Below are 20,450 nucleotides of genomic sequence, written 5' to 3' on the forward strand. Positions count from 1 at the left end.
TCAGAGCCCCGCACGCCGGCTCAGCCCGCCAGCGGCCTGCCAGTCCAACTCGATGGCGGCTTCAGCGGTTTCGAGGCGCAGGCGGAAAGGTTCGGTGAGACCGGCCGGGTCAAACCAGATCACCGGCACGGCAGCGGCACCCGCCGGATCGTCTTCATTGGCCGTGAACATGGCATCGCGGACCATCAGCCGGACATTGTCGGGCAAGCGCCGGGCGCGCAGGGCCGGATGGTCGGCCAAGGGCCACCAGCGCTGGTCGACATAGCGGTAGAAGGCATAACCGGCGCCAAAATCATCAATCACCAGACCGACCGGCACACCGGAGGTTACCGCTTCCTCGCTGGCCACCTGCAGCCGCGCGGCAAGACGGTCGGCGGCCTCGTCGAGCGGCGGCCGGGCGGGCTGGAAGGACAGGGACACGGCAAAGGCAACCGTCGCCAGGATCGACACCCCGACCAGGATTTCGATCAGCGACAGTCCGGCCTCGCGGGCGCGATATGTCCGGCCCGCATGCATCAGCCCTGCCAGTTGCCGATATCGGCATCCAGCCCCTCACCGCCCTCGCGGCCATCGGCGCCCAGCGAGTAAATATCCATCATGCCGTGCTGGCCGGGATAGACATATTGATAGGGATTGCCCCAGGGATCGTCCTGCAACCGGCGGACATAGCCGCCGGTGCGATAACGCGCTGCATCGACCCCGCGCGGCGGTGCCACCAGCGCCTGCAGGCCGGCTTCCGAGGACGGATATTCCCGCATGTCGAGACGATAGGCGTCGAGCGCCTGTTCCAGCGTCGCGATATCGGTGCGCGCCTTTTGCAGCATGGCCTGGTCCTGGGCCGGCAGGACGTTGAGCAGGACGATCGTGCCCATGATGCCGATGATGACCACGGCGATCATGATCTCGAGCAGCGAGAAACCGGCCTCCGGATCGGTGTCGGTCTCGCCGGTCTGTTTGCGGTTGGTTTGCGGGTCGCTCATCGACGCCTCCCTAGCCAAGGGCCAAAGTGTTGAGTTGAAGGATGGGCAGCAGGATCGACAGCACGATCACCACCACCACGAGACCCAGGACCAGGATGATCCCGGGTTCGAGCAGGTTGAGGCCGACGACAATCGTGCCGTCGATCTCCTGCTCCATCTGGTCGGCGGCGCGGCGGAACATTTCCCCCAGCGCGCCGGAGCGTTCGCCGGCCGCGACCATGAACAGCATCAGGGCCGGAAACCAGGCCTGGGCCTTGAGCGCGTCGGTCAGCGCGCGGCCGCTTTCAACTTCGCTCAGAACCCGGTCGAGCCGGATCCCGAAAGCGCGGTTGGAACTGGCCCGGCGGGCGGCACGCAGCGCATCCGGCAGGATCGCACCGCTTTCGATCAAAATGCCCATGGTGCGGGCAAAACGCGCCGCCTCGGTCTTGCGCAGGAAACCACCCAGGCCCGGCAGGCGGGCGAGCAGGCCGTCGAGGGCAAGGCGCGCGGCCGGCTGGCGCAGGATGAGACCGCTGCCGACGACCAGGATCGCCAGTCCGGCAAGGATGAAAGGCCAGCCGCCGGTCAACACGCCGGAGGCGGCGATCATGAAATTGGTCAGCGCCGGCAGCTCCATGCCCATGCCGGTGAATTGCTCGGCGATGCGCGGCACCACGAAGGTCATCAACAGGGCAACCACGGCCACGGCGACAGTGGACAAGACCATCGGATAGACCAGCGCGCCGGTGATCCGGTTGGCGACGGCCTCTTCCTTTTCCAGATAATCGGCCAGCCGGGCCAGAACCAGCTCCAGCCCGCCGGAGGTTTCACCGGCCGCGACCATGGCGCGATAGACAGCCGGAAAGGATTTCGGGAAGGCCTGCATGGCGTCGGACAGGCGCTCACCCTCGGACACCCGCGCCCGCACCGCCATCAGGACCCGGCGCATATGATGGCGCCCGCCCTGCTGGGCCAGCAGGCCCAGGCTTTCCGCAATCGGCATGCCGGCACCCAGCAGGCTAGCCAGCTGGCGTGTCACCAGCATGCGTTCGCGCGAGGACAAGTCCTGCTGGCGCAGGCGGTCCATCAGACCGTTGCTGTCACTTGAGCCCGCCGAACGGCCGGCCTCGGCCTGGCGGATGGAGAGCGGCGCCATCGCCCGACCGCGCAGCTCGCGGCGCGCCGCCAGCTCGCTGTCGGCGGTGATCAGGCCGCGCGCCTTCTTGCCGCGCGGATCGAGGGCTTCATATTCAAACGCCGGCATGGCGTTCGCCCTCCTCGCGGCAGACCCGCAGGACTTCGGCCAGGCTGGTCGTCCCGGCCAGGGCCAGCTCGACACCATTGCGGAACAGGGTCGGGCGCTTGGCAAAGGCATGCGCCGCCATCTCGGCCTCACGGGCATCATCATGGATGTGCTTGCGCAGGGCGTCATCGACCATGACCAGCTCGTAAAGCCCGGTCCGGCCGTCATAACCGGTCTGCTTGCAGCGGCTGCAACCCGCCGGCTTGTGCAGCGTCACGTCGGTGCGCCCGGTCAGTCCCAGCAATTCGAGTTCGGCCGCGTCCGGCGTGTAGGCCTCGCGGCAATGACCGCACAGGCGGCGCACCAGGCGCTGGGCGACAATCGCGGTCAGGGTCGAGGCGAGCAGATAGCTTTCCACGCCCATGTCACGCAGGCGGGCAATCGCGGCGATGGCGGAATTGGTGTGCACGGTCGACAGGACGAGGTGGCCGGTCAGGCTGGCCTGGACCGCGATGCGGGCGGTCTCGACATCGCGGATTTCGCCGACCATGACGATGTCCGGATCCTGACGCAGGATGGCGCGCAGACCGGCGGCGAAGGTCATCCCGACCTTGGCATTGACCTGGGTCTGGCCGATCCCGTCAATGGCGTATTCGACCGGGTCCTCGACCGTGAGGATGTTGCGGGTTTCCTCATTGAGCAGGTTGAGCCCGGCATAAAGCGTGGTGGTCTTGCCGGCCCCGGTCGGACCGGTCACCAGGATGATGCCATTGGGCTGGGCCAGCGCCTTGCGCAGATCGACCAGCATGGCCGCCGGCATGCCCAGATCCTCGAGCCGGAAGCGCGCCGCAGAATTGTCGAGCAGGCGCAGGACGACCCGCTCGCCATGACGCGACGGCAGGGTGGAGACACGGACATCGACCGATTGCCCGCCCAGCGTGATCGACAGGCGGCCATCCTGGGGGATGCGTTTTTCGGCAATGTCGAGCCGGGCCATGACCTTGATCCGCGACACCAGGGGCGGTGCCAGGCGTGGCGGCACGGAGGCGGTTTCGTGCATCACCCCGTCAACCCGGTAGCGGATCGAGACGCGGTCCTCGAAGGGTTCAACATGAACGTCGGACGCGGCGGTACGGACGGCTTCAGCGATCATGCCATTGATCAGGCGGATGATCGGCGCATCGCTGTCACTGTCCAGAAGGTCTTCGGTGCGCGGCATTTCGTCGATCAGGCGGGTCAGGCTGTCATCGCCCTCTTCGGCACTGTCGATGGCATCGGAACCCAGGCCGGAATAGGCATAGAGGTCAGACAGGGTCCGGTCATAGACCTCAGCCGCCAGCTCGCGCACCGGGCAGGTCCGCCCGACAACCCGTCGCAATTCCAGAAGCGCGCGCCGGTCCGCCCCGCTGCGCAGCAGGAAGGCCGCGGCCTCACCGCTCGGGCTTTCGGGCTGGAAGGCCACACCTTTCTGGCGCGCGAAGGAGTAGGTGACCGGGCTGCGATCGGTGGCGGTATCAGCGGTCTCAGTCACCCGCCGTCTCCGCACTGGCAGCCGAGGCCTGATCCATCTCGACCATCATCATCTCGACGATGGACTCCAGCGAGCTGGTGCCGCTTTCGCTGCCGGCCATCTGTTCGCTGCGGATGAAATCATAGCGGTTCTCGGTCAGCGCCCGCATATCGGCTTCCGAACGGATGATGGTGGGACGGATGAAGACCATCAGATTGGTGCGGCGGCTGGTCGTGCCTTCCGAGCGGAACAGGCGCCCCACACCCGGCACGCGGCTGAGACCCGGCACCCCGGAATTGGTCTCCTCGTCCTCCTGGCGGATCAGGCCGCCGAGCACGATGATCTCGCCATTGTCGGCCAGAACCGTGGTCGAGATTTCCCGCTTGTTGGTGATCAGGTCGGTCGAGGCGGCATTGACCGTGCCGGCCACCGAAGAGACTTCCTGCACGATGTGGAGGCGGACCGTATTGCCTTCGGTGATCTGCGGCACGACCGACAGCTTCACACCGACTTCCTCGCGGTCGACCGTGCGGAACGGGTTGGTATTGTTGGAGCCGAGCGCCTCACCCGTGGTGACCGGGATTTCCTGGCCGGAGAGGAAATAGGCTTCCTCATTGTCGAGGGCGAGGATGGAGGGCGTCGCGAGCACGTTGGAATTCACATCGCGCTCGACCGCGTTCAGCACCAGGCCGAACAGGTTGCCACTGCCATTCTGACCGCCAAAACCCAGCGTCCCGCCAGTCGCGCCGAGCAGGGAGTTGATCGCGGCCTGGCGCAGCGTGGTATTGAGATCGCTGTCATCATCGCCGGGCGAGGTCACGGCACCGGTCAGCGCGAGCAGGTCGGGATTGTTGGAGGAAAAGCGCGTCATCGCAATCGGCGCGTCGCCATCTCCACCGGCCAGCAGCATCTGGACGCCGAGTTCATGTGCGGTGGTGTCCGACATCTCCACGATAATGCCCTCGACCAGGACTTGCGGGCGGCGGATATCGAGCTGGCGGATCACCAGTTCGAGCTGGCGCTGCACATCCGGCTCGGCATTGATCACGACCGAATTGGTGGGTGCGTGGTGCGAGACCGACGGCGACCGCGTGACGCCATCTGTCGACGCCATGGTGTCGACCACTTGCTGCAATATCGGCAGCAGGTCCTCGCCATTGGCGTGGCTGAGATAAATGACGCGGAAGCTCTGATTGGACTGGCTGACACTGTCGACCCGGCGCACCAGCGCCATCATCCGATCGATCGCCTGGCGATTGCCGCGCAGCAACACGGTGTTGGAGGCCGGGATCGGGGCGATGGCGACATTGAACAGGGTCTCATCCTCGCCAACGCCGGACCGGGTGCGCATCTGCTGCAGGATGCGGGTCATGTCGGCGGCGGAGACATTGGTCAGCTCGACCATCTCAACGACCGAGGTGTCACGATCGAGATCGCGGATGACCTGGCGCAGGCGGGAAATATTCTCGGCATAATCGACCATCACCAGCACATTGCCGGTCTCGGTGGCATTGACGCTGCCTTCGGTGCCGACCAGCGGCCGCACAACGGCCAGTGCATCGCGTGAGGCGATGTGGTTGAGGCGGACCACGGCGGTTGCGAACTGGTCACCGCGCAGGTCGGCATTGACCGGATTGGCGGAGCGGGCACCGGCCTGCCCGGGCACGATCTGATAGGCACCGGAAGCGGTCGGCACGACGGTGTAGCCGTGCACCCGCATGGTCGACAGGAAGACCTGGAAATACTGGTCGGCGGTCAGCGGTGCCTGGGAGGTGATGGTGACCCGGCCGCGCACATTGGGGTCGACGATGAATGTATAGCCGGTCACCGCCGAAACATCGTCGATGACGGCCTGGATTTCGGCCTGGTTGAAATTGACCACACTGTCCTGGGCCTGGACCTGGGCGGTCGGCATGGTGGCGAGGACGATCAGGGCGCACAGCGCCGTCAGGGCATGTTTCGCAGACAGGGTCATTGCGGAAGTGTCCTCGAAATGGTCAGGGGCAGGCCGCCCCGGGAAATGGAAAACTGGATGGACTCGCGGCCGTCCTCACGATCGAGCAGGCCGGAAAGGTCTTCGATGGCAGATACCGGCCGACCTTCGATCGCGGTCACGACATCGCTGACCCGCAAGCCGAGCACCGAGAGCATGGCCTCATTGCCGCCCTCGATGCGGTAGCCGGTCAATGTTTCGCCGCTGTAGAGGCCGCGCACCTGGAACAGGCCGGCCACATCTTCGACCCGGCCTCGACGGTCGGCCACGGGAGCGTTGACCGACGGGGCCGTGCGTGCCGACCCGGCCGGGTCTGCAGCGGCACGGGCCGCGGCGGCGTCCTCGGCGCGCAGGTAGAGCACTTCGGCAATGCCGCGGCGCGAGATGCGGACATGATCGACCAGCACGGCTTCCAACGTCACACCGTCGAGAATTTCCGCGCCGACGCGAAAGAAGCGCTGGCGGTTGTCCGGCGTCTGGATGATCGCGCCGCCGGCCTCGGCCGTGGCGCCGCGGCGCACACCGCGCAACACCAGGGCGAGCCGGGTTTCAGGGATTTCGGCCGGTATGGCGGGGTCTACCGCCGCGGTGCGCGGATCGGTGAACAGGCTGGCATCGCGCAGCCGCGACATGTCGGCGACATAGCTGCCGGCCGCCACGGTGCCGGCGCGGCGATCGAGGCTGTCCTGCTCGAAATCACTGGCGCTCGCGCCAAAGGCAATCAGCCAGATCAGACGGGCGGCAACGAAGCACAGTGCGACCAGGAGGAGGAATTCAGCCAGGCGGATAGCGAGACGGACCGTTGCGGGCACACCTGTCCGGCGCTCCCGTACCTGCCCCATTGTCCGCGTATGCGTCATCGCTTCCAGCGCCCGTTTGCATGTCCCGGGGCCGGGCACGCCGAGCGCGCCTGCTTCATCGGGATCGGTCCCGGATACACGCGCTGTACGTCAGTTTTACGACGGTTCGCCGTTAGTTTTACGACGTTTCGCGGTTAATCGTCGGGTTGTGAAAAAACGGGGCGAACCAGCCGGTCCGCCCCGTCTTCATTGGCTACCAGGTCCGGCTGACCGAAAGGCTCAGCGAGGTCCCGATATCATAGGTGTCGACCGGCAGTTCAACGCCGCCGGCAGACTGGGTGGCTTCATAATTCTCGCCCAGGATATTGCGGACGGAGAAACCGAAGTCCCAGTCATTCCCGCCCAGATCGAGGGTGCGGGAGTAGACGAAGTCGAGCGAAGCCGGCAGCTGTTCGGTAATCTCGGGGAGATTATCGGACAGGTTGGCCACGGCGCGCGAACGTTCACCCGTGTAGTTGTAGAGCAGGGCGCCGCGAGCGCGACCGTCGAAGGTTTCGAAACCGACCTGCAGGTTGAACAGGTGTTCCGACTGGCCTTGCAGGGCCCGGCCATCTTCCACGAAACCAGCGGCGTTCAGCTCGATCGCCGTCGGGCGGCCAAAGGCACCCTGGGCAATCGTCACCGTGCCATCCGCCGTCACTTCCGACTGGATGTAGGTGTAGTTCGTCTTGATGAACCACTCACGGTCATTGAAGAACGGCGTGTCCCAGCGACCCGAGAAGTCGAAGGACTTCTCGAACTCGAACTCGGCGCCCGTCAACGTCGCTTCCGGTGCGTTGATGAAGGAGGTGTTCAGCCCGTCACCGATCGGGATGATGTATTCCTCGACCGGGTTTTCCAGCACCTTGTAGAAGGCGCCGACCGTGACGAACTGGTCACGACCGAAATAGTATTCCAGGCGAGCATCGTAGCTCTCGATCTCGGTATTGACCAAGAACGGGTTGCCCTGGAAACGCTGGTCCGTATCGGTGTTGAAGAATTCGGCGAAGGCCAGCTCGCGGAATTGCGGGCGGGCGATCGACTGGGAATAACCGGTACGAAGCTGAAGATTGTCAGCGAAGGTCCAGGTCAGGGTCAGGGCCGGAAGGACGTAGTCCTCGCCGATCCGGGTTTCGAGCAGGCCGCTGTCCGCCGCATTTGCCGGGAAGGCAAAGGTGTCGACTTTTTGCACGCCCTCTTCAAAACGCGCACCCACAGCCGCACGGACAAAATCCGTCAGGCCAACATCGACGCCGGCATAATAGGCTTCGACGTGCAGGGTCCCGTTATAGGCTTCCGGGAAAGTCAGGCCGCCCGTTTCAACCAGACGCAGACGCGAGTCGACGATGTTCTGCTCGGCAAAGATATAATCGATGCGCGAGAACAGGAGATCCGCCGGGATGCCGTCCGAACCCTGTTCGAAAGCGAACTGGCGCGTATAGGCATCACGCTCGCGGGAGGTGTTGGAGTAGCCGGCTTTCAGCTCGGCATCCAGGCCCCCGAAGGACACTGGCAGGGCAAGGTCGAAACCGGCGTCCTGCGTATTGTCCTCGATTTCCGAGAAACGCGTGAAGTTGTCGTTGATGTCGCCTTCATACCGGTAGGTCTGCGGAACGACTTCATACTGGTAGTTCACGAAGCGCTGATAGGGCGCATCGCGGGTCGCCGTGGCGTCGGACAGACGCCAGTCGAGAGACAGGCCACCCAGGCTTTCGAACAGGTGTTCACCGCGAAGCTGGTTGAACAGGACCTGACGCTCGAACCACTCGGTGTAGTCACCACGCACAACGGCGGCCGAACCGGCATTGTACTGCTCTTCGATACGGGCCTCTTTCGAGGTCGAACGAAGCGCCATCGTCATGAAGGAGATGGAGTGGTCATTGTAGAAATCGACGCCGACAGACAGAAGGCCGGAGGCCTCGATCCGGTTTTCGGTGCCGTAGAAGTTGTTGATGCCTTCGCCAAGCGGGGCCAGACCGGTGCGGTCTTCGCTGGGCGGACCGTTTTCATAGATCAGCTCGTCGCCGGCGCCGATGGCACCCTTGCCGCGTTGGCCTTCACGGGTTTCCCAATCGTTGGAATAGGAAGCCGATGCCAGAATGCCGAGCGAGAAATTGTCGAAGTCGAACCGCTCGCCGGCTTCGAAGGAGATCGAGCCATTAGCGTCGGTGTCGATTTCCTGGACAACCCAGAGCTCGGAATTGACCAGCGAGCGGCCGATCGCCTGTTGCTGGTCGGCCGGCAGGTTGTTGCCGACGCGGGTCGTGTCGAAAATGGCGGCCAGTTCAGTCGGCATGTCGCGCAGACCGTCATCATAGCCCAGCCAATCGGTGTCGGAACCGCCATAGGTCAGGCCGTGATTGCCGGTTGTGACCGTATCGCCGCTGGCGCTGATCGAGACGCTGAAGAAGCGGTCGTCCGGCAGGGTGGCGGTTTCGATGCCGATCACGCCGCCGCCGAACTCACCCGGGAATTCCGGCGAGAACGTCTTCTGGACGAGGACGTTTGACAGCACGTTGGTCGGCAGGAGGTCGAGCGGAGCTGCACGGCGGAAAGGTTCCGGCGACGGCATCGGCGACCCGTTGAGGAGCGTGTTGGAATAGCGCTCGTTGAGACCGCGAACGATCACGAAACGGCCGCCCGTCGTGGACAGGCCGGTGACCCGGACCAGGGCCGCGGCGAGATCGCCGTCACCCGTGGTTTCGAAGTCGTCGATCGACAGCGAGGCGGCGACTTCCGACGTCACCCGGCGGTCATCAGGAATGTATTGGAAGCGGACTTCGATGACATCTTCATCATTGTCCTGGGCGAGGGCCCCGACCGGCACGAGCGTCGTGGACGCCAGCAACGCAGCCGAGAGCGCAAATCGTGTGGTTTTCATCTTCATCACCATGTGACTGCGATTGACAGACACCGTCTCCGGCCGGCCCGAAGGCCGACCGGGTCAGGCGGTTGCGTTACTGCGTGCGGCGGAAGGTCCAGCCTTGGTACCAGGTGTCGTTGGCATCCTCGACGGCGCCGATGTAGTCGACGTCGACGAACCAGCTGTCGAGACCATTGATGTCGAAGGCGGTGACCGCTTGTTCGGTCGCACCCGGCACGACACCGGCATTCCCCGGGATGAAGGCATAGCCCGTCATCGTGTGGGTGATCTCGGCATTGTTGGCCTGACCGAGGAACCAGGTCGAGAGATCGGTGGTGTCACCGGCGCTCTCATCGAAGTTCGTCGTACAGTCGAGAACGATCGACTGCATGATGATGTCTTCGTCGCCAGCGGCACCGGAGGCGCCGATACGGTCGAAGGTTTCCTGATCGTCGATGTCGAGGCAATCCTCGCCGAAGTCGACCACGATGCCGTTGTAGAGCTCGCCCGCCGTACCGGCCCGGAGCAGCATGCCCTGGTCCGATTCAGCTGCACCGCGTTCACCGATCAGGGTGAAGTTGGAGATGCGCGGGTTGGAGCGCGGCAGCAGGGTGTTGTTGGAACCGCGATTGTCGAACTCGAAGCCCTGGTCGGCGTCGTCGCCAGACTGGGAAACGATCACGAACTGAGCGCGACCAACCCAGCCATCGGTGTAGTCGAAGCTGTCATCGCGGATACCGGTCAGGACCAGGTGGCTCACATCGACCGCGCCGCCGAACATTTCGACGCCGTCATCGGCATTGTTGTGGACCTGGACGTAGTCGACTTCGGTGCCCGAACCGACGGCCTGGAAGGCAATGCCGTTGAGCTCGTCTTCATTGTTGATCAGGAAGCCGGCGTACTGCAGGCGGGTGTAGAAGATATTGCCCGAGTCATCGGTCGGCGTGGCGCCACCGAACAGGCCCGAAGAACCTTCACCCGACTTTTCACAATCGACCGTGCCGCCGGTTGCCGTACCATCGATACAGGCATTGATCGGTGCGCGACCATTGAGGATCAGGCCGCCCCACTGACCGCGGTCATTGGCGCCAACCGTGCCCTCGACATCCGAACGCGAGGTCAGCGTGACCGGTGCGGTACGGGTGCCGTTCGAGCGGATCGTGGAACCGCGGGTAACGACGATATAGTCGGAACCGGCCGAACCGAAGACGGTGACACCCGGATCGATGGTCAGCTCGACTTCGATGCCGGACGGCAGCGGGCTGGCCGGATCGGGGCCGCGGTCAACGCCGACGAAGACCGGTCCGATGAGCTCATACATCGAGCCACGGGTCAGGTGCAGATCGGACGTCACATTGCCGGAGATCTGGCAGATGCGCTGGCCGTCGATGATTTCGACCGATTCCGTGGTGCCCGTCGGACAGCCCGGATCGGCAAACAGGTTGAAGGTCCAGCCGGCAGCCCAGTTCGAGGCCGCAGTCTCTGCTCCCGAGAAGGCACCGATATAGTCGACATCGGTGAACCAGCTGTCGAGACCATTGATGTCGAAGGCCGTCACGGCCTGCTCGACCGGGCCCGGGAACACGCCGGACATGGAATTGTCGATCTCGGCATTGTTGGGCTGACCGAGGAACCAGGTCGAGATGTCGACCGGGTCGCCGGCGGCTTCCGCGAAGTTCTCGGTACAATCGAGAACGATGGACTGCATGATGAGGTCTTCATCGCCAGCGGCACCGGAGGCGCCGATACGATCAAAGGTCTCGGTGTCGTCGATGTCGAGGCACTGCTCGCCAAAGTCGACCACGATGCCGTTGTAGAACTCACCGGCGGTACCGGCGCGGATCAGCATGCCGTCATCCGACTCGGCAGCACCGCGTTCACCGATCAGGGTGAAGTTGGAGATGCGCGGGTTGGAGCGCGGCAGCAGGGTGTTGTTGGAACCGCGATTGTCGAACTCGAAGCCCTGGTCGGCATCGTCGCCGGACTGACGGACGAGGACGAATTGGGCGCGGCCGATCCAGCCATCGGTGTAATCGAAGCTGTCGTCACGGATGTTGGTGAGGACCAGGTGGCTGACATCCACCGTACCGCCGAACATCTCGACGCCGTCGTCGGCATTGTTCGAGACCTGGACGTAGTCGACTTCGGTGCCCGAACCGACGCCCTGGAAGGCAATGCCGTTGAGCTCGTCTTCATTGTTGATCAGGAAGCCGGCATAGCGGACCTGGACGTAGCGCAGGATGCCCGAATTGTCGGCCGGATTGTCGCCGCCGAACAGGCCGGAAGAGCCTTCGCCCGACTTTTCACAATCGGCAGAGCCACCGGCAGCCGTACCATCGATACAGGCATTGATCGGCGCGAAACCGTTGATGATCAGGCCGCCCCACTGACCGCGGTCAAGCGGTGCAGCCGTGCCTTCAATGTCCTGGCGCGAGGTGAAGACGACCGGCGAGTCCGAGGTACCGACCGCTTCGATGCGCGAGCCGCGGGAAACGACCAGGTAGTCAGAACCGGCCGCACCGAACAGGGTCGCGCCCGCGCCGATTTCCAGCGTCGCCGAACCACCGCCATCAACACCGACAAAGACCGGACCGGTGATGATCACGCCGGCATTGGCCGCGATCGTCGTGTTGGACGTGATGTTACCGGTGATCTCACAGGCATTGATCGTGATGTCGCCATTGGTGACAGACGTCTCGCGAACCGAGCCGGTGCCGCAGCCGCCGGCCGGGATCAGATCGATCGTGGTCTGGCTACCGCCACCACCACCGCCGCCGGTGCCCGGAGGCGTGCCGACATTGGTATTGCCTGGCGAGGAGATGGATGTATCCGCGCACGCCGCGAAAAACGCGCAGGAAATGGACACAAGCAGGAGCTTGCGAAAGTTTTGCTTCACCGACATGGAAGTCCCCCGGGAAAGGATGAATTTCAGCGACGACCGAGGGGACCCGTTCCGCCCCGATCACTCGGGAGGCGGGTAAACATCAGCATTGTTACGGCTGCATGACACTGCAGTTCTGATTCAGGACCGGATGCGACACGGCGGGCCTACCAGCACTGGGGACAGGGAGGGTCATGACCCGCTAGATGCTGTCCATGTTGAGAAAATCACCACGGTGGCAATTCCGCCACAAACGAAGCATTGACGTTTGAAATTTTTGTGACATTGCGGAATGTAACGCTTCGTTTACAGTCAATTCGGAAAATGCCGAAACATTATACTGAACAGAGCACTCCTTTTCTTTGATCCGGATACGGAATTATTTTGCGGGCTTGCCTAACCGGTAGCGATGCGCGACCGTCCAGGATCACGGATCCGATCCGCAAAGTGCGCCACTCCGCAGAGGGAGACCGCCATGCCGATACGAAAATTCAGCCGCCGCAAATTTCCCGCTTTACACACCCGGAAATTGACTTTAATCGCGCTTTTCCCGGCGGAGGTGACGATGCCGGATTGGGTTAACTGCTAACAGGGGGTCACGTGAATTGCACACGTACCATACTCCCCTGGACCTGGTCCGTTCGCGGCACGTAGAAAGTCCGGTCGTCTGTGTACGTCCGGACCGCGTTGCCGAAGCAGGGCGCTGGTTCCAGGACAATTTCCCGGGCGAAGTCCTCTACGCTGTCAAAGCCAACCCGGCGCCGTGGATTCTCCAGGCGTTGCACAAGGCCGGCACGCGCTTCTTCGACGTCGCCTCGATTCCGGAAATCCAGCTGGTGGCGGAGCATTGTCCCGACAGCCGCATGGCCTTCCTGCATCCGGTGAAAAGCCGCGAGTCGATCCGTCGTGCCTATTACGAGTTCGGCGTGCGGATCTTTGCGCTCGATTGCGAAGCCGAGCTGGCCAAGATCCTGGAAGAGACCAATCACGCTGACGACGTCACACTGATCGTCCGCCTGGCCGTGTCCAATGACGGGGCGATGTTCTCGCTGGCCGGCAAGTTCGGCGTGCCCGCCTATGAGGCCGCCGAGCTGATCCGCAAGGCGCGCGCCCATGCCTTTGAGCTGGGTGTCAGCTTCCATGTCGGCAGCCAGTGCATGCAGCCCTCCGCCTATCGTTCAGCCATGCTGGAAGCGAGCCGCCTGATTGTGCAGGCCGGTGTCACCGTCGACATTGTCGATGTCGGTGGCGGCTTCCCCTCGATCTATCCGGGCATGGTGCCGCCGCGCATGGACGACTACATCACCGCCATCGAAGACGCCTTCGAAGAGATGATGGTGCTGGAAAACGCGGACCTGTGGTGCGAACCCGGCCGGGCCCTGGTGGCCGAGGCCGAGTCGGTCCTCACACGCGTCGAGCTGCGCAAGGGTGACGCCCTTTATCTCAATGACGGCGCCTATGGCCGCCTGTTCGACGCGGCGCATGCGAAATGGCCCTTCCCGGTCCGCCTGCATCGTCCCCGCGCCAGCGGGCCACGCGACGAGGCCGGCGAACAGACCGCGTCCTTCCGCTTTTTCGGACCGACCTGTGACAGCCTGGACGCCATTCCCGGCCCGTTCGAACTTCCGGCCGACATCCGTGAGGGCGACGTTATCGAGATCGGCATGCTCGGCGCCTATGGCACCGCGCTGGCCACGGATTTCAACGGTTTCGGCACAATCGAACGCGTGGCGGTTGAGGATATGCCGTGGCCGTCTATGTTCGAAGCCCAGCCTGACCAAGCCGAAGACGATGACGCCAAGGTCATCAATTTTGCCCGCGCCCGCCGGCGCCGCCCGCGTCTGAAACGACGCGCCTGATCAATCGGGTCCGCTGACACGGGCCCGGGGAGACTTTCATGAGCGATAAATCCAACCGCAAGGCCGAGTTGCTGTCCAACCCGGTCGAACATATCGACATCACCGCCTTTGACGGCCGCCACATGATCGACGCCTGGGAGAAGATGTCCTTCACCTCGCGCGATGCGGCACGTGCCGCCCGCATCCTGGAACAGGCTGTCGCCGATCCGGATTGCTCGGTGATCCTGACCCTGGCCGGCTCGACGAGCGCTGGCGGCTGCATGCATGTCTGGCGTGACATGGTGCGCAACAACATGGTCGACGCCATCGTCTCGACCGGCGCCTCGATCGTCGACATGGACTTCTTCGAAGCCCTCGGCTTCAAGCATTACCAGGCCCGCGAAATCCCCGACGACCGCGAGCTGCGCGATCTCTATATCGACCGCATCTACGACACCTATATCGACGAGGAAGAGCTGCAGGCCTGCGACGCCGCCACACTGGAAATCGCCGACCTCCTGGAGCCCGGCCCGCGCTCATCGCGCTCCTATATCAAGGCGATGGGCAAATGGCTGGCCGACGGCAACGCCAAGAAGCAAGGCTCACTCGTCCAGGAATGCTATGAGCAGGGCGTGCCGATCTTCTGCCCGGCCTTCTCGGACTGTTCCGCCGGCTTCGGCCTCGTCAAGCACCAGGTCGAGCGGATGAAGGCCAAACAGCCCTATCTCTCGATCGACAGCGTCGCCGATTTCCGCGAACTGACCGACATCAAGATCAAGGCTGGCAAGACGGGCCTGTTCATGGTCGGCGGCGGCGTCCCCAAGAACTTCGCCCAGGACACGGTCGTCTGCGCCGAAATCCTCGGCGTCGAAGTCCCCATGCACGCCTACGCCGTCCAGATCACCGTCGCCGACGTCAGAGACGGCGCCTGCTCCTCCTCGACACTCAAGGAAGCCTGTTCCTGGGGCAAGGTCGACGTGGCGCTGGAACAGATGGTGTTTGCGGAAGCGAGCACGGTCGCCCCGGTGATTGCGTCGGACGTGTACCACCGGAGAGACTGGGAAAAGCGTCCCCGGCATCGGTATGGGGATATGTTCCAAGATTAAGCGCTTGGTTCTGCGTCAAAGAAAAAGCCCCGGCGGCGACGCCGGGGCTTTTTTTGTTGGGGGCAAATTTCGGTTGTCATCCCGGGCGAATGGCCTGCGCAAGCAGGCCGCAGACCCGGGACCCATACGCCCGGCGCTGCGAGCCTTCGCGACAATAGGTCCCGGATCTCCGCCCGGCTCGGGGCCGGGCATACGTCCGGGATGACAAGGGGGGAGCGTCGTGGAGCGACCAGGGCCAAATTACACCTGATACTCGAGAGCATCCTGACCGACTGGCTCAAACTCGACCCGCCCATCATCGAAATAGTTCACTCGAAAGACAAGGCTGTAGCCCTCCGGACCAAGCGCCCAGAATACAGCTGCACGACGCGCCTTAAGGCCGGCAAGCTTCTTGTAGGCGTTTCGGGTTTTGTCTCCGCTTGGCGGCTCTGAATGTGCCGGATCTGCGCCAAGCGCGTTCATGACGTCCAGCATCGCATCGATTTCGCGCCGACTTTTCTTGACTTCTCCGGCGATGAATTCCTCCGCCTCGCCCGGCAATCTAGCCACGAGGTCGAAGGCCCAATCAATGGACTGAGTTCCGATCTGCGCAACAGGCCAACCATGGTCATGGTGGAGCCGTGAAAGTCCGCCAAAAGTTATAATAGGCTCCAGCCATAACGTGTAGGGACGTGGCGAATAGGTTTTCCGCCCATCCCAAAACAATTGCTCAGTCACATGGCTAGCCGGAGCTGTGTAAGCGCCGGGCGACTTCCGCACGATCAATCCCGCTTCCCATGCTTGCAAGAAATAGCGCGCGTCTTCGTCTCCAATTCTAAGTGACGCCTCTTTGAAGCCTTCGGGCATACAATTGCGCTTCGCAACCCTACAAAAATCCGGGATCAATTGCTCACGGAGCAAAGCTTCGAAACTGGCTGTCCAATCAGCCATCAGAGCAGGCCAAGCTGCCGCATTGCAACGCACCAAACAATCCGCTCGGTTCCGGGTGGACCTCCATCCCAGATATACGCGCTATGCTAGGTATTTCCCGTCTCTCAAGAGCGGCCATGCTTCCTCGTAGGGCATAATGTTTTCATGTTTTGATCGCCAATGTGCGTCGATGCCGTCCCAGCCATTCCCTTTGAATTCGTGGTGACACTCGGGACAGACCTTCTTTTTTCTCACCGTCGATGTACCGCGGTCGTCATTATCGCTGCCAACCATGCCGCTCCCCGATCAAATCTGGATGGCAGATATAGCACTCACTCCGCACCCTGCGAGTTGAAAATTGCTCCAGAGCTTTCCCTTACTACCCATCTGCGGGGGGGAAGAGAGACGCCCGGTGCCGCCAACCTTCGCGGAAATGGGTCCCGGATCTCCGCCCGGCTCAGGGCCGGGCCTGCGTCCGGGATGACGGGCTATCGCGCTTGAAAAATGCACCGCGCTTTTCTTCTCCCCGACCGGGGAGAAGTGGCCCGCAGGGCCGATGAGGGGCGGCGCGTCGGCGCCCATTAAAAACTTTCCTTTGCGCCGCCTTGCGGCGCGCCCCTCACCCCCTGCGCGCTGACGCGCTCCGGGACCTCTCCCCGGTCGGGGAGAGGCGGCTTATCCCCGCCCTGCACCCCTTCACCGTCATCCTGACGGAAGTCAGGACCCAGTCTCGCACGCGCGATTTCGCCAAGCATGGCAACAGCTTGCCTCGCAGACCGGGCCCCGGCCTGCGCCGAAATGACAGTGTCTGAAGCGAAAAAATCACAAAACTTATCCGCCCCCCATCGGCGCCACCGCATAATCCCCGTTGTCCCGCGCTACTCGAGGCCCGGATTGGTGATCCGGGGGCGTTGGGAGTACGGAGCTCGTCCGGTTGCCTGGAAACACCGCCAGACCAACCCGGCGTGGCCATCGATGGGACGGCAGCACAAAGCTCGACTGCCTAACCCCATCGGTTTCGAGACGGGGCCGGTAACGGCCCTGACCAAATCTCCGTGTGCGGGGTACCACCGGTGCCACTCACATAGTCAAAGAAAACCGGCATCGGCCGGGCCCCGCACCCCTCATATCGCCAGGTGGCAACACCGTGGCGCGGGCAAACCTGCCCGACCCCTCCACTCATGCCATCACGAAAGGATAGCCCATGTCACGTCGCCTCCCCGCCCGCCATCGTCTGCGCAAACGCGCGGCGATCGTCCAGGCACGGCCGGCCGGGGAGGCCGCGGGCGCGCCGGAAACCGGCCGCCATTGCCTCGGCGCCGCCGCTCTGGCGCTGAATACAGGGGATGACCGGGCCGCGCGGGCATTGCTCGACCTGGCCAAGGACTTCATTGCCCAATCCCGGGCCGATGTGGCGCTGGCCCGCGAGCAGATCCGGCTGAATGACGAGGCCGAAGCGGCCCGGCGCTCGGCCAAGGCCGCCTGGTATAGAGCCGTCGGTGCCAGCATCGAGGAGGTCGAGATCGACCTGCAGATCGAAGAGGACGCCGAACGCATTCGCCGCGCCCGCCAGGCCGGCGGGCCGGTACCCAGGCCCCGCTGGGAGGCGAGCTGGGAGCTGGTTGATGGTCGCCGGGAAGGTGAAGGTGACGAGGCCGAGGACTGAACACCCAGCTTAATTGCATGGCTATCCTGCCCGTCCATGCGCGAAATTTTCCGTGACCTCGCTCGCTGTCCCGGTTATGCGGGCCTTGCAAACAGGAATGCCGTCATGCTCGAGATTTTCACCACAGCCCTCGTCACGTTTTTCGTGGCCATCGACCCGCCCGGTGTCGCGCCGATTTTTGCGTCGCTGACCAATGGCGCGCCCAAAGCGCACAAGCGCGCCATGGCGATCAAGTCGGTGGTGATCGCGACCGGCGTGCTGCTCGGTTTCGCACTGGGCGGTGGCTGGCTGCTCAACGCCATGCATATCAGCCTCGATGCCTTCCGCATTGCCGGCGGCGTGCTGCTCTTCCTGATGGCGCTGGAAATGATTTTCGAAAAGCGCACCGAGCGCCGCGAAGGCCGGGCCGAGACCATCATGGACGAGCATGACGCGCATCCGGAAATCTGGGATGACATCTCGGTCTTCCCGATGGCCATCCCGATGCTGGCCGGTCCCGGCGCGATCGCCACGGTCATGCTCTACATGTCGGATGCCAGTGGCTGGACCGAGCGCGGTGTCGTGCTGGGCGCGGCCGGTGTGATCCTGCTCATCTGTCTTATCACCTTCCTGGCCATCGGCCCGGTGATGCGGGTCATCGGCGACTCCATGGCCGCCATGATCACCCGCATCCTCGGTGTCATCCTCGCCGCCCTCGCCGCCCAATTCATCATTGACGGCATTCTCGGCGCGCTGGTGAACGCCCACTAGGGGCCGTCAGTCAGCGACCCGGGTCAGGGTCATCGACAGGGTCGGGAAGCAGGCGCCGGACGGATTGCAATACTGGCCGGTCTCGGTCCAGCTGGTCTCGTCATAGACGGCTTCAAAAGCGACATGACCGGTCGGGCCGAGCGGGATCGTCCAGTTGAAACCGCCATCCGTCATCACCATTTCATAGCTTTCCGGCCCGCCGGTCAGGGCCACGGCGAGCATGCGATAGCCGTCCTCACCGAGCGTGACATAGCCGCCCGCATCATGCACGGGGTCACCCTCTCGCCCGACGCCTGCGGGCGCATAACCAAGGCCGCGGATCATCACCGCGCGGCCGCCGCCGACGCTTTCGACGCGCTCGAAAATGTCGAAGGTTTCGCGTTCGCCGGTTTGCGTCATCGACCAGCCGGAGCCCTCCCACTCGCCGACCAGGCCGGCAAGCGCTTCACCGGGCAGTGGCTGGGCCGGTTGCGGGTCATCCTGGGCAAGGGCCGGGGCGGTGAGACCCAGGCTGGCCAGCAAGCTGATGAGGGCCAGGCCGGATCGGACCGACAATCCGGCTGGCAGGCGTTGTGTCGGCAAGTGATGGGTCCGGGCGATCAGGCCCAGCTTCGCATGAGTGGTACGCATCTCGATCTCCTCTGACGTATGCAATTGCACTTTACGTTACAAAGTTCTTTCGTGATACTGGATTGGGACATCTCCCGTCCACCCTCGCCGACGCCGCGCCCCGACCACGCGCTGTCGGAAACCAAGTGTTAGCCGATTTCTGCCATGGTGATGCCACAGAGGGGTCGATGATAACGACCATGCGGGGGTGTTGGAGGAATGCATGGGCTACAGCCTTGCCATGCTGCTCACTGCAGCGACCGTGACTGCCGGCGGATTGACCGCCTCCGCTTTCAGCCTGACCCAGGGACAGACTGACCAGGCCATCGCCTTTGGCTGGCCGGCCATTGCTGTCGCCTTTGTGGTGGTAATGTTGTTGCCGACCGGACGGCGCCGCCGTTCAGGACCGGGCGGGCACCGCGATCAGGACGAGCGCGGCGTGAACCAGGGCCCGTAGAGATCGGGACGCCGGTCGCGGAAAAAGCCCCAGGCCGCGCGATGGCGCTGCAGATGGTCCAGGTCGAACTCGCCGCTGACAATGCCGGTCTCGCTGCGACCGAGCTCGCTGACCTTCTCACCGGTATGACTGGCCGCGAAAGACGAGCCATAGAAGACCTGCCCGCCTTCATCGCCGATCCGGTTGGCCGCCAGGACCGGGATCACATTCGACACCGCATGCCCCTGCATCGCCCGCTGCCAGCGCGCCGCCGTGTCGAGACTGTCATCATGCGGTTCCGACCCGATGGCGGTCGGATAGAGCAGAACCTCGGCGCCCATCATCGTCATGATCCGCGCCGCTTCCGGGAACCATTGGTCCCAGCAGATGCCGACCCCGATCTTGCCGAATTTCGTGCCCCAGACCTTGAAACCGGTATCACCTGGCCGGAAGTAGAATTTCTCCATATAGCCCGGCCCGTCCGGAATATGGCTCTTGCGGTAGACACCCATGACCGCGCCATCGGCATCCAGCATCACCAGTGAGTTGTAGTAATGCGGCCCGTCGCGCTCATAGATCGAGACCGGGATGACCACGCCCAGCTCAGCCGCCAGCGGCTGCAGCGCCGTGACGCAGGGATGCTCCGTCGCCGGATACGCGGTGGCGAAAAAGGCCTCGTCCTGGACCTTGCAGAAATACGGACCCTGAAAGAGTTCCGGCGGCAGGATGACCTGGGCGCCCTGATCGGCCGCCTCGCGGATGAGGGCGGTGACGGTGGCGATATTGGCATCCATATCGGTGCCGAAAGCGGCCTGCAGGCCGGCCAGTTTGATCGTTCTTGCCAT

16 protein-coding genes are annotated in these 20,450 nt (G+C 63.5%); 5 read left to right on the forward strand and 11 right to left on the reverse strand.

All coding sequences use genetic code 11. The features are described from left to right. The 8 genes from AWH62_RS16380 to AWH62_RS16415 all read right to left on the reverse strand — a co-directional run bounded on the left by AWH62_RS16380 (position 1) and on the right by AWH62_RS16415 (position 12,312). Entirely contained in the window at positions 1 to 516 is a 516-nt protein-coding gene (locus AWH62_RS16380; protein ID WP_075191560.1) for a GspH/FimT family pseudopilin, read from the reverse strand. Further along, a complete protein-coding gene (gene gspG, locus AWH62_RS16385) occupies positions 516 to 980 on the reverse strand; it encodes a type II secretion system major pseudopilin GspG (RefSeq protein WP_075191561.1) in 465 nt (154 codons plus the stop codon). Before gspG ends, AWH62_RS16380 begins: the two co-directional genes overlap by 1 nt. Positions 981 to 990: 10 nt before the next feature. Then, positions 991 to 2,226 carry a type II secretion system inner membrane protein GspF gene (gene gspF / locus AWH62_RS16390; RefSeq protein WP_075191562.1) on the reverse strand — a complete coding sequence of 412 codons (1,236 nt, stop codon included), beginning with the start codon at positions 2,224 to 2,226 and terminating at the stop codon, positions 991 to 993. Then, positions 2,213 to 3,736, reverse strand: coding sequence for a type II secretion system ATPase GspE (gspE, locus tag AWH62_RS16395; RefSeq protein WP_075191563.1), 1,524 nt, complete (start codon positions 3,734 to 3,736; stop codon positions 2,213 to 2,215). Before gspE ends, gspF begins: the two co-directional genes overlap by 14 nt. Next, a complete protein-coding gene (gspD, locus tag AWH62_RS16400; RefSeq protein WP_075191564.1) occupies positions 3,729 to 5,690 on the reverse strand; it encodes a type II secretion system secretin GspD in 1,962 nt (653 codons plus the stop codon). Before gspD ends, gspE begins: the two co-directional genes overlap by 8 nt. Further along, complete coding sequence (locus tag AWH62_RS16405; protein WP_158025656.1) at positions 5,687 to 6,520, reverse strand: type II secretion system protein N; 834 nt, start codon at positions 6,518 to 6,520, stop codon at positions 5,687 to 5,689. The genes gspD and AWH62_RS16405 overlap by 4 nt, the downstream gene beginning before the upstream one ends. Before the next feature lie 241 nt (positions 6,521 to 6,761). Further along, complete coding sequence (locus AWH62_RS16410; RefSeq protein WP_075191611.1) at positions 6,762 to 9,428, reverse strand: TonB-dependent receptor domain-containing protein; 2,667 nt, start codon at positions 9,426 to 9,428, stop codon at positions 6,762 to 6,764. Positions 9,429 to 9,504: 76 nt separating this feature from the next. Beyond that, the gene (locus AWH62_RS16415; RefSeq protein WP_075191566.1) at positions 9,505 to 12,312 is read right to left on the reverse strand and encodes a hypothetical protein; all 2,808 of its coding nucleotides are present in this window, start codon (positions 12,310 to 12,312) and stop codon (positions 9,505 to 9,507) included. Positions 12,313 to 12,896: 584 nt separating this feature from the next. Here AWH62_RS16415 and AWH62_RS16420 point away from each other — a divergent pair. Both AWH62_RS16420 and AWH62_RS16425 read left to right on the forward strand, forming a co-directional pair. Then, positions 12,897 to 14,150, forward strand: coding sequence for a type III PLP-dependent enzyme (locus AWH62_RS16420; RefSeq protein WP_075191567.1), 1,254 nt, complete (start codon positions 12,897 to 12,899; stop codon positions 14,148 to 14,150). A gap of 38 nt (positions 14,151 to 14,188) precedes the next feature. Continuing rightward, on the forward strand, positions 14,189 to 15,235 hold the full coding sequence (locus AWH62_RS16425; RefSeq protein WP_075191568.1) for a deoxyhypusine synthase: 1,047 nt from the start codon (positions 14,189 to 14,191) through the stop codon (positions 15,233 to 15,235). A 240-nt stretch (positions 15,236 to 15,475) separates the two neighbouring features. Here the strand turns inward: AWH62_RS16425 and AWH62_RS16430 are convergent, their stop codons facing one another. Continuing rightward, positions 15,476 to 16,165 carry a hypothetical protein gene (locus AWH62_RS16430; RefSeq protein WP_143743115.1) on the reverse strand — a complete coding sequence of 230 codons (690 nt, stop codon included), beginning with the start codon at positions 16,163 to 16,165 and terminating at the stop codon, positions 15,476 to 15,478. Positions 16,166 to 17,348: 1,183 nt separating this feature from the next. Between AWH62_RS16430 and AWH62_RS16445 the strand changes: the two genes are divergently transcribed. Both AWH62_RS16445 and AWH62_RS16450 read left to right on the forward strand, forming a co-directional pair. Next, positions 17,349 to 17,810 carry a hypothetical protein gene (locus AWH62_RS16445; RefSeq protein ID WP_075191572.1) on the forward strand — a complete coding sequence of 154 codons (462 nt, stop codon included), beginning with the start codon at positions 17,349 to 17,351 and terminating at the stop codon, positions 17,808 to 17,810. 105 nt (positions 17,811 to 17,915) lie between these two features. Further along, positions 17,916 to 18,560, forward strand: coding sequence for a MarC family protein (locus AWH62_RS16450; protein WP_075191612.1), 645 nt, complete (start codon positions 17,916 to 17,918; stop codon positions 18,558 to 18,560). A gap of 6 nt (positions 18,561 to 18,566) precedes the next feature. Here the strand turns inward: AWH62_RS16450 and AWH62_RS16455 are convergent, their stop codons facing one another. Further along, complete coding sequence (locus AWH62_RS16455; RefSeq protein ID WP_075191573.1) at positions 18,567 to 19,190, reverse strand: hypothetical protein; 624 nt, start codon at positions 19,188 to 19,190, stop codon at positions 18,567 to 18,569. 202 nt (positions 19,191 to 19,392) lie between these two features. On the opposite strand from AWH62_RS16455, the gene AWH62_RS16460 reads away from it, so the two are divergent. Next, entirely contained in the window at positions 19,393 to 19,626 is a 234-nt protein-coding gene (locus AWH62_RS16460) for a hypothetical protein (RefSeq protein ID WP_075191574.1), read from the forward strand. Here AWH62_RS16460 and aguB read toward each other — a convergent pair. Beyond that, on the reverse strand, positions 19,593 to 20,450 hold the full coding sequence (gene aguB / locus AWH62_RS16465; protein ID WP_075191575.1) for an N-carbamoylputrescine amidase: 858 nt from the start codon (positions 20,448 to 20,450) through the stop codon (positions 19,593 to 19,595). The genes AWH62_RS16460 and aguB overlap by 34 nt on opposite strands.

Source organism: Maricaulis sp. W15 (genome assembly GCF_001924955.1).
GTDB lineage: Bacteria > Pseudomonadota > Alphaproteobacteria > Caulobacterales > Maricaulaceae > Maricaulis > Maricaulis maris.